The sequence below is a fragment of the Kitasatospora sp. GAS204B genome, assembly GCF_029892155.1.
In the GTDB taxonomy this organism is placed as follows: domain Bacteria; phylum Actinomycetota; class Actinomycetes; order Streptomycetales; family Streptomycetaceae; genus Kitasatospora.
The window spans coordinates 68102-81860 of sequence record NZ_JARZAG010000017.1; the positions used below are offsets into that span (position 1 = coordinate 68102).

Annotated in this window: 13 protein-coding genes and 2 pseudogenes; 7 read left to right on the forward strand and 8 right to left on the reverse strand. The window is 68.4% G+C overall.

The window, feature by feature from the left end; genetic code table 11:
* Positions 1 to 100: 100 nt before the first annotated feature.
* A complete protein-coding gene (locus P3T41_RS22790) occupies positions 101 to 637 on the reverse strand; it encodes a carbonic anhydrase (RefSeq protein ID WP_280691850.1) in 537 nt (178 codons plus the stop codon).
* Between the two features lie 38 nt (positions 638 to 675).
* On the reverse strand, positions 676 to 1176 hold the full coding sequence (locus tag P3T41_RS22795; protein ID WP_280691851.1) for a hypothetical protein: 501 nt from the start codon (positions 1174 to 1176) through the stop codon (positions 676 to 678).
* A 700-nt stretch (positions 1177 to 1876) separates the two neighbouring features.
* Here P3T41_RS22795 and P3T41_RS22800 point away from each other — a divergent pair.
* The 4 genes from P3T41_RS22800 to P3T41_RS22815 all read left to right on the forward strand — a co-directional run bounded on the left by P3T41_RS22800 (position 1877) and on the right by P3T41_RS22815 (position 5070).
* Positions 1877 to 2395 (forward strand): MarR family winged helix-turn-helix transcriptional regulator, encoded by a 519-nt coding sequence (locus P3T41_RS22800; RefSeq protein ID WP_280691852.1) that lies wholly within the window; start codon positions 1877 to 1879, stop codon positions 2393 to 2395.
* Positions 2396 to 2502: 107 nt separating this feature from the next.
* Complete coding sequence (locus P3T41_RS22805) at positions 2503 to 3408, forward strand: AraC family transcriptional regulator (protein WP_280691940.1); 906 nt, start codon at positions 2503 to 2505, stop codon at positions 3406 to 3408.
* 139 nt (positions 3409 to 3547) lie between these two features.
* Positions 3548 to 4006 carry a nitroreductase/quinone reductase family protein gene (locus P3T41_RS22810; protein WP_280691853.1) on the forward strand — a complete coding sequence of 153 codons (459 nt, stop codon included), beginning with the start codon at positions 3548 to 3550 and terminating at the stop codon, positions 4004 to 4006.
* A gap of 35 nt (positions 4007 to 4041) precedes the next feature.
* Positions 4042 to 5070 (forward strand): aldo/keto reductase, encoded by a 1029-nt coding sequence (locus P3T41_RS22815; RefSeq protein WP_280691854.1) that lies wholly within the window; start codon positions 4042 to 4044, stop codon positions 5068 to 5070.
* 279 nt (positions 5071 to 5349) lie between these two features.
* On the opposite strand, the pseudogene P3T41_RS22820 reads toward P3T41_RS22815, so the two are convergent.
* Positions 5350 to 6030, reverse strand: a pseudogene (locus P3T41_RS22820) (transposase); the annotation flags it as partial.
* Between the two features lie 65 nt (positions 6031 to 6095).
* Between P3T41_RS22820 and P3T41_RS22825 the strand changes: the two are divergent.
* Together P3T41_RS22825 and P3T41_RS22830 are read left to right on the forward strand one after the other, a co-directional pair.
* Positions 6096 to 6440: a VOC family protein gene (locus tag P3T41_RS22825; RefSeq protein ID WP_280691855.1), complete on the forward strand. Its 345-nt coding sequence runs from the start codon at positions 6096 to 6098 to the stop codon at positions 6438 to 6440.
* Between the two features lie 300 nt (positions 6441 to 6740).
* A complete protein-coding gene (locus tag P3T41_RS22830; protein WP_280691856.1) occupies positions 6741 to 7589 on the forward strand; it encodes an integrase core domain-containing protein in 849 nt (282 codons plus the stop codon).
* A gap of 177 nt (positions 7590 to 7766) precedes the next feature.
* Here the strand turns inward: P3T41_RS22830 and P3T41_RS22835 are convergent.
* Positions 7767 to 7967 (reverse strand): annotated as a pseudogene (locus P3T41_RS22835) (helix-turn-helix transcriptional regulator); the annotation flags it as partial.
* 164 nt (positions 7968 to 8131) lie between these two features.
* On the opposite strand from P3T41_RS22835, the gene P3T41_RS22840 reads away from it, so the two are divergent.
* Entirely contained in the window at positions 8132 to 8527 is a 396-nt protein-coding gene (locus P3T41_RS22840; RefSeq protein ID WP_280691857.1) for a hypothetical protein, read from the forward strand.
* Positions 8528 to 8639: 112 nt separating this feature from the next.
* Here the strand turns inward: P3T41_RS22840 and P3T41_RS22845 are convergent, their stop codons facing one another.
* The 4 genes from P3T41_RS22845 to P3T41_RS22860 all read right to left on the reverse strand — a co-directional run bounded on the left by P3T41_RS22845 (position 8640) and on the right by P3T41_RS22860 (position 13397).
* Complete coding sequence (locus P3T41_RS22845; RefSeq protein WP_280691858.1) at positions 8640 to 10022, reverse strand: SMI1/KNR4 family protein; 1383 nt, start codon at positions 10020 to 10022, stop codon at positions 8640 to 8642.
* 165 nt (positions 10023 to 10187) lie between these two features.
* A complete protein-coding gene (locus tag P3T41_RS22850) occupies positions 10188 to 10685 on the reverse strand; it encodes a hypothetical protein (RefSeq protein WP_280691859.1) in 498 nt (165 codons plus the stop codon).
* Between the two features lie 172 nt (positions 10686 to 10857).
* A complete protein-coding gene (locus P3T41_RS22855; protein ID WP_280691860.1) occupies positions 10858 to 11877 on the reverse strand; it encodes a hypothetical protein in 1020 nt (339 codons plus the stop codon).
* Positions 11874 to 13397, reverse strand: a complete 1524-nt coding sequence (locus P3T41_RS22860; RefSeq protein WP_280691861.1) for a hypothetical protein — start codon at positions 13395 to 13397, stop codon at positions 11874 to 11876. Before P3T41_RS22860 ends, P3T41_RS22855 begins: the two co-directional genes overlap by 4 nt.
* Positions 13398 to 13759: the final 362 nt, after the last annotated feature.

Below are 13759 nucleotides of genomic sequence, written 5' to 3' on the forward strand. Positions count from 1 at the left end.
GGCGCGGTCGGCCCGGGTCGGTGATGGCGCTCCCGGCCCCAGGGCGCCGATGACCTGTTCCGTTCGGGCCGGTAACGCCGCACATCGCTGCTCCGCGCCGCTATTCGACGGGTAGCAGGGTCGGCGCGACGACGGTCTCGACTCGCCCGGTGTCGACGTCGTACACGAGGCCTGACACCCAGTACCCGGCGGCCCGGATGTGGGCCAGGACCACGTCGACGTCGACACGGACCGAGCCGATCGGATCACTGACGGACTTGGCGTCGAGCTGGTCGGTCGGGATCTCGAAGTACTCGGCGAGGAGGTCGGGGAAGGCGGCCAGGTCGGTCATGCCGCAATCAGTGTGGTGCAGGATGACCAGGTTCCAGTCCCCGGGTGGGCGGCTCTCCGCGTTGGCTTGGCCGACCTTGGCCAGCATGCCCATCGTGCGCAGCGTGGCGGAGGTTACCCGTCCTCCGACATTGCGGATCACCGCGGCCTCGCCGTTGTTGAGGCCCAGGACGTGCGCGGGGTCGACGCGCGGGTCGACGCAGCCGATGACCATCATGTTGCCGGATGGGCTGAGCCGCAGGTCGGGGTTGTAGGCATCGGCCGCGAACACGGCGTTGCGCTCAATCAGATCGCGCGTGTCGGTCATGAGATTCCTTGTCCGAGGGGGTTGCGGCACTTCGGCCACTAGGCAGCCGCTTCTTCGAAGACCTTGACCATCTCCGCGTCGAGCCTGCCCGGGACGTCTGAGGGGGCGACTTCTGGGAACTTGCTGAAGAACGCGGTGACTTGGTCCAGGTCGATGCGCGTCTGCTCGCCGTCGCGCTGGGAGACGCAGATGCGGACCGGCGCGCCCAGGCCGGCGGCGCCGGAGTATTGGAACAGGCCTCGCGCGATGACGGCGTTGCCGACCAAGTAGAACTTGGACTCGACCGGGATCCCGGCGAGCCTCATCGTCGAGCCCTGCTCGAAGTCCCAGAAGACGGAGAACCCGGTCGGCACCGAGACCTCGTCGACATAGGCCTCGAGCCCCTCGCGGTCCGAGTGCGTGACGTACTCCATCAGCTTCGGGATCGAGAAGCGCTGCAGGCGCGACTCGATGGCCTTGACCACCTCGGAGTACGGCTTGTCGGAACGGATCGTGAGCAGGACGGCGTCGTAAGGAGTCTGCGTGACCTGAGCTGCCATGGGTCTCTCACCACCATTTCATCGGAAGAAGAGCGTTGCCGGTGTCGTCAGCTGCGTGGACCACCGTCGGCTAGCAGAGCTCGAACCGGAGGACAGTGGCTGGGTCGGCCCGCAGCCTCAGGTCTGCGAACGCGCTCACCAGGAACTGCCGCGTGATCCAGGCTCGCTCGGGCGAGGGGCGGGTCGTGAAGCCCCCGTCCGCTGCACGAGCCAGCCGTTGTCGGTGCCATGCTTCGGATTCTCCCGACCCAACGGGCCAATGTGTTGTATATACACTACGTTCGCGGGCCGCAGACATGCAACGGCTGGGGCCAGTCTTCACTCGAGCCGCACGCGAGCCGAGCGCCTCGGTTGCGCCGGCAATCCGGCGCTCGCCAGGGCTCACCCCATCAACGACGACGGTGTGGCCAGTCCGGCCCTTTCTCGGATAGTGACGCCGCTCGTGCGCCCGGCAAGGCTGGTGCGGGAGCGTGATCATCGGGAGTGAGTCTGGGGAACAGGCGCGTGGTCACGCATGCTCAACTTCGCGTGAGCCCTGGCTCGCTCGTGGACGCGCATCGCCGCGTAGTCACTGTCGAACCCCAGGAGCTGATCAAACAGGGAGACATGCCAGAGATTCCCTCAACCAACTGCTGTCGAGGTACCCTTTCGCAGCAGAGATGTAGCTGCAACACCTTGGGCAGTCGGATTCGAGGCAGGCATGGAGCAGTCGGTGATAGCGGTTGACCTCGCGGCGGAGGTGGGCGGCGCTTGCCTGGGCATGCGAGTGGCCCGGCTCCACAGGGTCGTCACGCGCTGCTACGAACAGGCGCTACAGACGGTAGGGCTCAGCCAGCCTCAGATGGAGGTTCTCACCTGCCTCGTCATCGACCCCAAGCCCGTGAGGCCGGGGACGCTGGCCACGCAGCTGATGCTTGAGCGGTCCACTGTGAGCCGGAACCTCGCGCTCATGCAGAAGAACGGCTGGATCGCGGCGGCGGAGACCTCGGCCACCGGACGTGCAATGTCAGTGACAATTACCGAAGCCGGAGTAGCTGCGTTCGCCCGTGCGGGTAGCGCATGGCGCCGCGCGCAGGCCGACGCGGTCAAGATGCTCGGCCCGGACGCGGTCACGACGCTCAACCAGTGGCTCGGCTTGAACACACCATCGCCCGCAAGCGAGAGCGACGTGGATGCCGTTGGCCCGCGAAGCCGAGCATCATCAGGCAAGGACGGCTGAGGGATGTGAGCGTAGCTGTTGCGCTGGGACCGCGCCCCAGCCAGCCACGCCTCCTTGCACGATCCTCTCGATGGCGACCTCCGCAAGTCCCCGTGGTGCAATGGGGCATGTCTTTGGGTGAGCTTCGCGAACTGCTGGAACGGCATGCGCGTCCCGATCCGGCCACGGCCGTCGACGGCGTCCGGATCTGCAGGACCGACCATGCCGCCGGGCCGCAGTCCTCAATGTCTGGCACAGTGCTGGCGGTCGTCGCCCAGGGCGGCAAGCGTCTCGCACTGGGCGACCACTTCTACGACTACCGGGCCGGTCAGTACCTCGTCGCCTCGGTCGACCTCCCGGTGACGGGGCACGTCATCGACGCGGCCCCGGGCCGCCCCACGCTCGGCTTCGGGATGACCCTGGAACCTGCCGACATCGCTCAGCTGCTGCTGCAGGCCGGGCCGGGGGATCTGCCGCGGTCCACCGGCACCGCGCGCCCGGGCATCGCCGTCAGTGACGCCCCGGACGAGTTGCTCGACGCGATCGTGCGGCTGCTGCGCCTGCTCGATCGGCCACGGGACCGCAAGGCGCTGGCCCCGTTGTTCAAGCGAGAGATCCTCTGGCGGTTGATGACCGGGGAACAAGGTGACGTCGTCCGCCAGCTCGGCCTCGCGGACAGCAGCCTGAGCCACATCACGCGGGCAGTGCGGTGGATCCGGGAGAACTACACCCGGCCGTTCCGCGTCGAGGAGATAGCACAGCTTTCGGGGATGAGCGTCTCCGCGTTCCACCGGAACTTCCAGGCGGTGACGGCGATGAGCCCGATCCAGTTCCAGAAGCACATCCGGCTGCAGGCGGCGAGATTGCTCCTGGCGAACAGCCCCAACGACGTCACCGGCGTCGGCAGTCACGTCGGATACGACAGCCCGTCCCAGTTCAGCCGGGAGTACCGGCGCCTGTTCGGTGCTCCGCCAAGCCTTGACGCGGTACGCATGCGTGATGGTGCAGGGGGCGCGGCCGCGGCATTGCCCTGAAAGTCGCGCATCCGAAGAGGATTGTGCAACCACGCGAGAGGATCTTGCTAGCCCCACATTGGCGGGCCCTGTTTTCCTGGAGTCACCGGAACGTTCCCTGCGATTCCGGACTATTCGCCGAGGATGCAGGAGGCCGGCCATGGAGGTCACCGAATACGCGGATGACGCCGTCGTGCGCGCGCTGGCCATCGGACCTGACTCGTCTCCGGCCGAGCACACCATCGAGATCACGACGCTGGGCCGTCACAGCGGCGTCCCTCGCCGCATCGAGATCTGGTTCCACCGCGTCGACGGCCGCTGGTACCTGACCGGCATGCCCGCCCCTCGCAGCTGGTATGCGAACGTGCTCGCCAACCCGCGGCTCATCGTGCACCTCAAGCACGGGGTCACAGCAGACCTGCCCGCGACGGCGGCGCCGGTCGATGAGGCGACCCGGCGCCGGGTGATCACCGCGGTCCTCGCCCTGCAAGACCGGCCCGAGTACGCGGCGCGCGTCAGCCAACGCCAGAACTTCGACGCCTGGTTCGCGAGCAGCCCGCTGGTCGAGATCGTGTTCGACGACGAGCGGTTGTGGACGCCGTCCTCGGCACTCGACTGACGCTTCCCGCGCAACGAACCCATGCAAGGAGAACCATGAAGTACCGCACGTTGGGCCGAACCGGAATCCTGGTCAGCCCCTACGCCCTGGGCACCATGATGTTCGGAGCCATGGGAAATCCCGACCACGACGACTCGATCCGGATCATCCACAGGGCGCTGGACGCAGGGATCAACTTCGTCGACACTGCCGACGTGTACTCCGGTGGCGAGTCCGAGGAGATCGTGGGCAAGGCGCTCAAGGGCCGCCGCGACGACATCGTGCTCGCCAGCAAGATGCACTATCCGATGGGCAACGATCCGAACCGTCGGGGCAACTCGCGACGCTGGATCATCGCGGCAGTTGAGCACTCCCTGCGCCGTCTGCAGACCGATCACCTCGACCTCTACCAGGTCCACCGCCCCGACCCGACGGTCGACGTGGAGGAGACCCTGTCCGCCCTGTCCGACCTGGTCCGCAGCGGCAAGGTGCGCGCGATCGGCACGTCGACCTTCCCGGCATCGGACATCGTCGAGGCCCAGTGGGTCGCTGAGCGGCGCGGCCTGGAACGCTTCCGCACCGAGCAGCCGCCGTATTCGATCATCAACCGGAGCATCGAACGCGAAGTTCTGCCCGTGTGTGAGCGCTACGGCATGGGCACGCTGGTCTGGAGCCCGCTGGGTCAGGGAATGCTCACCGGCCGCGTGCGCAAGGGGCGGCCGACCGATACCCACCGGTCGGGTGGCCGCCCGCAGCACTTCAGCGACGAGCGCAAGCTCGACGTGGTCGAACAGCTCGTGCCGCTCGCGGAGAAGACCGGCCTGCGGATGACCCACCTCGCGATGGCGTTCGCGATCGCCCACCCGGGTGTCACCTCGGCGATCATCGGGCCGCGCACCATGGAACAGCTCGATGATCTGCTGGCCGGCGCCGACGTCACCCTGGACGACGAAGTCCTCGACCGGATCGACGAGATCGCTCCGCCCGGCACCGACACCGGCCCCAACACCGTGGCCTATACGCCGCCGGCCATCTCGGACGTGAGCCTGCGCCGCCGGGCAGCCGGCGAGCGCTCTGCCGCCTGAATGACAGCCATGTGAGGGTCCGTCACCGTCATTCCTGACATCAGCACAGTGGCCTCCGGCCGCTACACGTCACCCCGAGACCGCGCACCCCAGTCCCGTCGGCCTGGGGTGCGCGCTGACGACTGACGGGGCAGTTGCTGGAACCCGGCGGTGATCTCGTAGTGGCGCGGGCACCGTGTTGTAGCCACGTCGGACGAAGAATTCGAGTCGACTTCCGCTGTTGCGGTAGGCACAGGGGACTGTTGCCTGGGCTACCTCGACGGCGATCACCTTCTTGCCGTGGTCGGCGGCGGTGTTGGCCGAGGCGTTTCCTGGTCGCAGCACACCGGCCAGGGCCTCGCCGGTGTTGTCGAGGAAGCACAGCAGCGGGTGGTAGCCGAAGCCGTGCTTGTAGGTCGGTGCGGCGTTCCCCTTCTCGGAGTGGCAGGTGACGTGGGTGGCGTCGATGTCCAGGACCAGGTCGGGCAGTTCACGTCCGCCCGCGTGGGAGGCAGGGATGCCGTCGCGGGTCTCGCCGGCCTGCAACCAGGCGATCTCCCGGGCGGCGGCGCGGGCCGCGCGCAGGGCGCCGAGCGCGGTCGCATCGATGCCGGCCAGCAACCGCCAGGCGATAGGAGTAGAGGCGACCGCCCCGAAGACCTCAGGCCGGTTGCGAAGCAGTGCGAGGTCGGCGATCGCCTCGCCGCCGTCGGCGAGCATCACCGCCAGGTCGACGGCGATCCGTCCCGGATCGTAGCCGGTGCCCCGCGGACGCAGCCGGCACAGGGCATCACTGAAGATACCGGTGAGGCCGGTGGCGTCGGCGAGATCGGCCAGCAGTCGGGATCCAGCGTGGCTGACCACCCCTCGCCCATCGGTGGAGACGAGGAGCCGGGGACGTGACCCGGTAGTGTGCACATAGAAAGTGCCTTCCTGCTGGGCTGACGGAGACCTTAGACAAGCCTCATCATCCCGGTTCAGAAGGCACTTTCGCGTTTTCGATCACGACGCGGATGCCACCGCAAGTGAAACGCGCAGGCTAAGGCATGATCAGCTTCACGATGGTCGAGTTCCCCACTGCCTCGGCTCGGGGGTGGGCAGAGTTCTTCGGGGCCATCTTCGGCTGGGCGGCGACCGGGTACGGTCCGGAGTACACCGACGTGGACTGCGGCGGCGGGGTCAGCCTCGGCTTCCAGCAGGACCGCGCAGAAGCCCCGACCGGGCCGCTGGCCGTGATCCAGGTGAACGACCTGGAGACGACGCGGAACGCGGTACTCGAGGCGGGCGGAACCATCACGGTCGAGGCGTTCGACTTCCCCGGCGGCAGGCGCTTCCATTTCCGCGAGCCGGGCGGCAACGAGCTTGCCGCATGGACCCCGACGGGACACTGAACCTCGTAGCGCTCCAGAATGACTTCACAGGGCCTGACCTGGCCTGACGCGGTCGCGGTCGGTTGCGGCAGGATCATGCCTCGTGATGGTCAGGATGTTCTACCTTGTCGCCACGCGGGTGTTCGCGTGGCTGGTCCTGCTGGCCCGGTCCTCCGCAGCCAAGAACACGGAGATACTGATCCTGCGGCATGAGGTCGCAGTGCTGCGCCGTCAGGTCGCCAGGCCCAAGCCCGGCTGGGCCGATCGGGCACTGCTGGCCGCCCTCGCCAGCTGCTGCTGCGAGCCCAGCGTGCGCACCGGATGGTCTCTCCGCGCACCCTGCTTGCCTGGCACCAGTGCCTGGTCAAGAAGAAGTGGACGCAGCTGCCGTCCCCGGGACGGCCACCGCTGGCGGCGGAGCTGCGCGACCTGATCATCCAGCTCGGCGTGGAGAATCCGCGCTGGGGATTCCGGCGCGTGCATGGCGAACTGCGCCGCCTCGGGTACCGCGTCAGCTCGGCCACCGTTCGCAGGGTGCTCCGCGCAGCCGGGATCGGGCCGCCACTGCGGCGCCGCGCAGCTCGAGGCGAGTGGCGCGCATTTCTCCGGGCCCAGGCCGATGGGCTGCTGGCCACGGACTTCTTCCACGTGGACACCATCGGGCTCAGGCGCCTGTACGCGCTGTTCGTCATGGAGGTCCGCACCCGCCGGGTGCACATCCTGGGCGTCACCGCCCACCCCACCGCCGCCTGGGCCACCCAGCAGGCCCGCCAACTCCTGTGGGAGATCGGGGACCGTGCCGATCAGTTCCGCTACCTGATCCGGGACCGCGACGCGAAGTTCACCGCCGCCTTCGACACGGTGTTCGACAGCGAGGGCATCGCCATCGCCAAGATCCCTCCGCGCAGCCCCAACTGCAATCCGCACGCGGAACGCTTCGTGCGCTCGGTACGCGAGGAGTGCACCGACCGCGTCCTGCTGCTCGACCGCGGCCACGCCGAGAAGATCCTTCACGACTACGCGCGCCACTTCAACGAGCACCGGCCCCACCAGGGCCGCGGCCAGCTCGCCCCGAACGACGACCCCACCGTCATCCCCCTGCCCCCAATCCGGATCGAACGCCGCCAGGCCATCGCGGGCCTCATCAACGAGTACCGCAAAGCCAGCTGATGTCCCACCAGAAGCCCCAGCTCCGAGCCTGTGACGACATTCTGGAGCGCTACGGGCTTCCGTGAGCACGTCGGGGACTGGCGGCGACGTGGGTGGGGTTCCGACCCCGTGCACCGGGGCGGTCTCCGGCCGGCCCGATCTCGCCAGCGCGGCGCCCAGTCGGAGGTGCTCCCCCGGCGTGAGCTCAAGTGCGGCCGCCAGTAGGTTCATCGTCTCGCGCCCGGGATTGAGCAGCTTGCCGGTCTCCAGCCGACGGATGGTCCGCACGTCCACCCCTGACCGCTCCGCCAACTGCTCCGCGGGGAGCCCCGCCCGTCTGCGGAGGTCACGTAACAGGGCGCCAAGCTGATCGGCCACCAAAGCCTCCCCTCCTGTCACGACCGCCGTGACAGCCGCCGGCGAGCCTACCCTGACGACCAGTCACACCTGGCCGAGCTTCAGCCTCGTTTCGTCGGGGTCGCCTTCACCAGCACCTCTGCCCTGCTGCAGGGCGGTGGCGGTACTCCTATCGCACCGGCGGTTATGTCCATCGGCACCCGCCGATGGATCAGTGGCCACCTATAGCGGAAGACCTCGTTCGATGGCGGGGCGTCATCTCGAAAAGCAGCACGTCACACCTGGCCAATTGGCCACCAACCGAGAGAACCTACAACTTCGCCGAGTACGACGGCAGCCGATCCCTGGATGAGTTCGCGTTGGAGGCTGCCCGGCCGGCTCGCCCCCGGATCGAGGACATCACCACGGACGAACTCGTCGAGATCATCCGCAGACTCCTGGCCGGCGGCCCGGAGAGCGACTACTACCTTCGACTTCTCGAAGCGAACGTTGCGCATCCTCGGGTCAGCGACCTGATCTTCCAGCACTCGGCCGAGCTGCCGGACGCCTCGGCAGAACAGATCGTTGATGAGGCTCTCAAGTACCGGCCAATCGCCCTGTGAGTGATGGCCCGTCAGCTCGCGCCTGCCGGCAATTCGGCTCGGACGCGGGTGCTGACGGGCGATGGCAGTCCGTGCCGCGAGCTGTTCCTCGGCGGCGTACGGACCCTGGTGGCTACAGCAGGGCTCCGAGGTCGCCGTTGATGACGGTCTCGGTGATCGGAGGGCGGTCCCAGAGCGCGAGGATCTCGTTGGCCAGGGCCATGATCGGGCGCGGGTCCCGGCCGCTGTGCGCCTGGATCGCGGCAGCCGACAGGCTGCGCGGGGCGGCGCCGGCGTCGAGCAGGACGCGCCAGTCCTCCGGTGTGAGTTCAAGGAACTCCAGTCCGGTCAGCTCGGCTATCTCCGTCGGGTCGGCGAGCGTTCCGGGGTAGGCGGAGAGCGTACGAAGACGGGGCAGCCCGACGACGGGGGCGAGGCTGAACGGTTCACCGTCCCAGACACCGAGGCTCAGGACTTCCAGGTCGGCGTGGGCGGCGGCCTCGATGGTCTTGAGGCTCTGGTGGTGGACCCTTGCCACATAGGGCAGTTGATCCAGGCGGCGGCCGGAGTACCAGCTCCGCTCCGACTGCAGCACCAGGTCGGTGAGCGACTCGGCGAACAGGTTGGCGCCGACGCTCTGCTCGTGGTCCAGCACGATGATCTGCCCGAGGTGGCCTCGCGGACCCGGTGTCAGGTCGACGGCGACCTGGTCGCCGTACCCGGTGCCGCCGATGACGATCCATCCGGGCGAGCCGACTAGGCCCTGCACGGCATCGTCGGGCGGGGTGACGGCCACCTCCAACGCCGCATGCCCCCAGTAGAACGACCGGTTCGATACGTCGGCAACAGCCAAATGGTCCAAGGAAGCCAGCTCGAACCCGACAACGTCGAAGACGTGCTCCGCCACCTCGTAGTCGTCACCCCAGTCCTCCCACCGTGCGCGCGTCACCCGGTAGAGCACCTTGATCTCCTCGGGCAGCGCCACACCCAGGCGGGCCTCCGCAGTGGCGATCTCCTCCTCGGTGGCGCCGATCGCGTCAGGCAGACGCTCACGGAGCGTGCGCTCCAGCAGGTCCACGTCGACGGACGGGGCCGGTTGCGCCCCAGGTACGGCCTCAGGCAGGCGGCGCCAAGGCGCGGGCACCGCGTTCTCGACCAGGATCAGCGCGCCGGGGAGGGCGTTGCCGATACCGGGAGCGGTGGCGGGGCCGAAGTCGAACAGGTGGAGTACCGCCTGCCCGCTCGGCGGGATCTCCGCGGTGAACGCGATGTCCTGGAGGCCGGCCTCGGTCAGTGCGTCCTGTACGCGCTTGATCGCGTCGAACTCCTCCTGCATGTCCGACATCAGCATGGCCTGCCCCGGCCGAGGCCGCCGACGCTGCACGGGAACGCTCCACGAGCCGTGGCCGATACTCCCGGCCACGTGGCCGCCCGGCGCGGCCAAGCTCTCAGCGTGGGAGGTGCGCAGAAGCCTCAGCAGCGGCTCCCAGGTGGCGAAGTTGTGGAGCGGGGACAACAGGGCCTCCGTCGGGGAAGGTGATCATGACGGTGGCGATTATGTCTTCCACCGCCGACAGGCAGGACAACGCCCAAGAGAGCCATGCACGGCCGGGCCTCGTTCCGACTCATCCCCGTTCGGATCCTCGACTGGCCGTGACCCAGGTGTCCCGCCGACTGCAGCTCAGAGCTGACCGCTGATCCGTTGAGCGAGTATCTCGAGGAGCTCTTGAAGGCTGGCTGCGGCAAGATCGAACTGATCGAACCAGGACGCTGTGGTGGACCTCCAGACCCGTCCGGAGCCTGCCAGCGCGAACAGATGGCCGCCGCCGTCGCTGGCGAAGACCAGGGCAGGCTCTTCCCCGTCGATCTGGATGGAGCCGTACTCGCGGAAGTGCCCTGCGACCATGGACGGCGGGTGGATGAAGTAGCCGATGTCCACGTCGGGCAGGGACACCTCGTCGATCACCCAGTACATCGTGGTCAGGTCCGAGGGGATCGGCGTCAGGTCCACGAGTGCGTCCGTCGCCTTGGAACTCGCCTCCGTTGCGAGCGAGACTGCGTTCCTGTCAGTTGGGAAGCCGTGCCGTGCCTCGAACGACCGCATCAGTTCCGTGAGTGCAACATTCGCCTGCTCGCACCAGGCGCGGACCCACTCGGCACCAAGCCGTTCAGCAGCCACGATCGACCTCTTCAGCCCCCGAGGATCTCGCCCTTCGCGAGTCCGGAAGAACATACAGGGGCGGTCACGCGGATCCGGGCAGAGCCGTCTTCAGAGAGCCCTGTCAGTGCGGCTGGCCCGAACCAGAAGCCCTGGGATTGCCTGCTGTCGGTTCCACCTTGCATGCCGGTGGTCACAGTTCGATGCGGTACCAGGTGCGGTCGTCGTGGAACTGCAGCCAGGCCTGATTGCCGCGGCAGACCGTGCGGCGAGCCCATGTGTCGGGCCGTGTTCCGTCCGGGAGGAGAAGCGGGGCTGAGGTCACGGTTTCGAGGGGGCCGTTCTGGCTCAGGGCCAGAGTGACGGTGTAGTGGCCGGGGGTCTTGTGAGGGCCGGTGTCGGCTGCGAGGAAGGCGACGTTGTCGCCGTCGACCAGGACGGCCGAGGCGAAGTGGATCGGTGCGCGCCGGGTCCAGCGGATGCCGGTGGCATCGATCGCCACCAGAGGGAATCCGGTGTAGGGGTAGGCCCAGGTCTGGCCGGCGCCGACGTTGAGGGCGTAGCAGTCGGCCCAACTGCCGGGACCTGCGCCGTCCAGCGGCGCGTACCAGGCGGGCTCGCCGGCGCTGGTCCAGCGGATGAGACCGGGCATCGACATGGTCATCCGCGGTGCGGGCCAGGGCGTGGTCCCGGAGCCACTGGTACGTCGGCGGTTCGCAGGCAGTTGCGCGCAGATGGCTGCCTCGTCGCCGTAGCCGATCCAGATGTCGCCGTTCGTGTCGGTGAGCAGGTGTTGGATGTCGTCGCCCGCGTGGAAGGTCGTCAGCCGGGTGCCGTCGTCGTCCACGACGAGTGCGTTGTGGGTGATTTCCGTTTCGATGGCATCGAAGGTGGCTGCTGGTGGCCCGGAGGGCATGCGGCAGCGTGCGGAGGCCAGGACGAAGCCGCTGCCCAGCGAGTCGATCCTGGGAAAGTGCACGTCGAGGTCCACCAGGTCCACTTCGTGGACATCTGTGCCATCCAGCACCACTGTGAGCGCGTCGTAGCGCAGGCGTTGGTCCGGGGGGACACGGCGAGTGCAGGTGGCCTCCGGTGGGACAAGCAGAGTGACGACGCGTCCGAGTGCGTCGACGGTCGACGCCGCGACCTGCCGGTCGCTGTAGCGGTCGGGCAGTTGGGCGTAGGGCTGAAGGCGGTGAGGAGTTGCGGTCACGGGCGGGTCTCCTGGGGGTCGTGCGGCTGAGGCGTCCGGGCGGTGCGCAGGTGGTCGGCGGCTTCTTGGGTGAGGACGTCGGCGGGCCATCCGGCGAGGGCGGTCAACGCGGTGCGGCGCACTTCGGGGGTGCTGGAGGTGCGTGTGGACCGCAGCAGGGGCCAGCCGTGTTCGGGATGGCAGCGCAGGAAGTGCGCGAACAGCAGGAGGGCGTGGTCGCGTTCGGGTCGAGGGGTGGTGGCGAGGCGTCGTTCGGCCAGTTCGAGGATGTGTGCGGCGTGCCGTTGGTCGCTGTGGCGCAGCGCGTGGGCCCAGGTCGGGTCGAGCAGGGACGGTCCGGTTTCCAGGCGTGCCAGGAGTTGGGCCGTCGGGCGCAGGTGTAGGACTACGGCGGGTCTCAGGGCGAGGTGGAAGTCAGGACGCCGGGGGTCGGCGAGGTGGTCCACGACAAGCGCACGCCAGCGGGGTTCATGGAGCAGGCCCTCGTAGCGTGCTGTCAGGTACTCGATGTCGGCGGGCGGCCAGGGCAGTTCCTGGGGCGGGTGGCGGAAGAACATGGTGATGCTGATCAGGTTGAGCAGCGTGGCGATGGCGGGCGTCCGGGCCTGGACCAGGTCGGCGTAGCGGCGCAGCACGGGGACGGCGTCCGGGTAGTCGGCCAGGCCGGGTGCGGGACCGCCTTGGCTGTCGGCCATGGCGGCCAGGATGCCGCCGGCGCCGTCCAGGAGCGGGGTGTCGACGTGCGGGTGGCTCAGTGCGCTGTGCAGGTCGCCGGTGGTCGCGGCGAGGTGGGCCAGGTACTCGTTCATGATGGTGTTGCGGAAGCCCTCGCGCAGCAGCCACGCCCTGATACCGGAGTCGGTGGTGTCGCGCAGCGTCCGCACCGCCTGGACGCGTCCCCAGCCCGCGACCCTTTGGGCGAGGGTGTGGACGGCCAGGTCTGCGTCGGGCTGGGAGCGGTGGAGTGCGACGGCCGCGTAGAGGGTGAGCTCGTCCAGGGTGCCGAGCAGGAGCAGCAGTTCGCGGTCGCGGGTGTCTCCGCCCAGGCCCAGGAGCACCAGGCCGATCTTGACCGGGGCTCGGTGGGTGCCGTGTTCTGCCATCTGCCGACCCAGTCGGCGCAGGCTGTCGGAGGGGATGCCGCGGCGGCGGACCTCGGCGCTGAGCTCGTCGGCGACCTCGATCGGCGAGCAGGCAGCGAGGAGGTCGTGGAGACCGCTGAGCCTGTCGCCGCCGATGCCGGGCGCCGGTGCCGACAGCAGGTGTTCGAGGTGGTCGGCGAGTTCGACGCCGGTGGGAGGAACGACACCGTCGCCGTCCGGGGTACGTCGGACCAGGGCGTCTTCACCGCCGCCGACGAAGGCGAGGCGAGCGTTGTCCGGGTGCGCGTCGGGAAGCGGATCGCCGAACCCGGGCCACGGACCGGGACCGTAGCGGCCACGGAGGGTCCGTGCATGGTTGAGGAGGGTGGGAGTCTCGCCGGCTGCATCGCCGTTGCGTACCCACCACGAGCCGGTCAACGACCGGAGGGCTGGCTGCCCTTTCGTGTAGTCATGCAGTGGATGGTGCCCAATGCGGCTCGTCTTGGCAACCGAGTTCTTCGCCGGCGGGCCTCGCTGCGCCAGGCGTCGCGCTCATCCGACAGTCAGAAGCAATCGAGTGTCCCCTGAAGCCACCCCGAGGCAGAATGATCGCTATGACGACTTGAAGAGCACCGGCCGGACGGCAGTCCTGGCGCAAGAGGGGGACTGGGTGGACCGCCTGCGACGGTGAGCGCTGGACCTGCGTTGTGTGCAGGGAACCTGTCCGTTCCTACCAGTACCGCTTCCATCCGCCCGAGTCCTCCAGCTTCGAGCGCTGCATCGGGCTGGCGTGGTGCTCG

What these genes read in the sequence shown, in the direction of transcription:
- P3T41_RS22790 (WP_280691850.1), bottom strand. Translation starts at nt 637, where the DNA reads ATGACCGACACGCGCGATCTGATTGAGCGCAACGCCGTGTTCGCGGCC.
- P3T41_RS22795 (WP_280691851.1), bottom strand. Translation starts at nt 1,176, where the DNA reads ATGGCAGCTCAGGTCACGCAGACTCCTTACGACGCCGTCCTGCTCACG.
- P3T41_RS22800 (WP_280691852.1), top strand. Translation starts at nt 1,877, where the DNA reads ATGGAGCAGTCGGTGATAGCGGTTGACCTCGCGGCGGAGGTGGGCGGC.
- P3T41_RS22805 (WP_280691940.1), top strand. Translation starts at nt 2,503, where the DNA reads ATGTCTTTGGGTGAGCTTCGCGAACTGCTGGAACGGCATGCGCGTCCC.
- P3T41_RS22810 (WP_280691853.1), top strand. Translation starts at nt 3,548, where the DNA reads ATGGAGGTCACCGAATACGCGGATGACGCCGTCGTGCGCGCGCTGGCC.
- P3T41_RS22815 (WP_280691854.1), top strand. Translation starts at nt 4,042, where the DNA reads ATGAAGTACCGCACGTTGGGCCGAACCGGAATCCTGGTCAGCCCCTAC.
- P3T41_RS22825 (WP_280691855.1), top strand. Translation starts at nt 6,096, where the DNA reads ATGATCAGCTTCACGATGGTCGAGTTCCCCACTGCCTCGGCTCGGGGG.
- P3T41_RS22830 (WP_280691856.1), top strand. Translation starts at nt 6,741, where the DNA reads ATGGTCTCTCCGCGCACCCTGCTTGCCTGGCACCAGTGCCTGGTCAAG.
- P3T41_RS22840 (WP_280691857.1), top strand. Translation starts at nt 8,132, where the DNA reads ATGGATCAGTGGCCACCTATAGCGGAAGACCTCGTTCGATGGCGGGGC.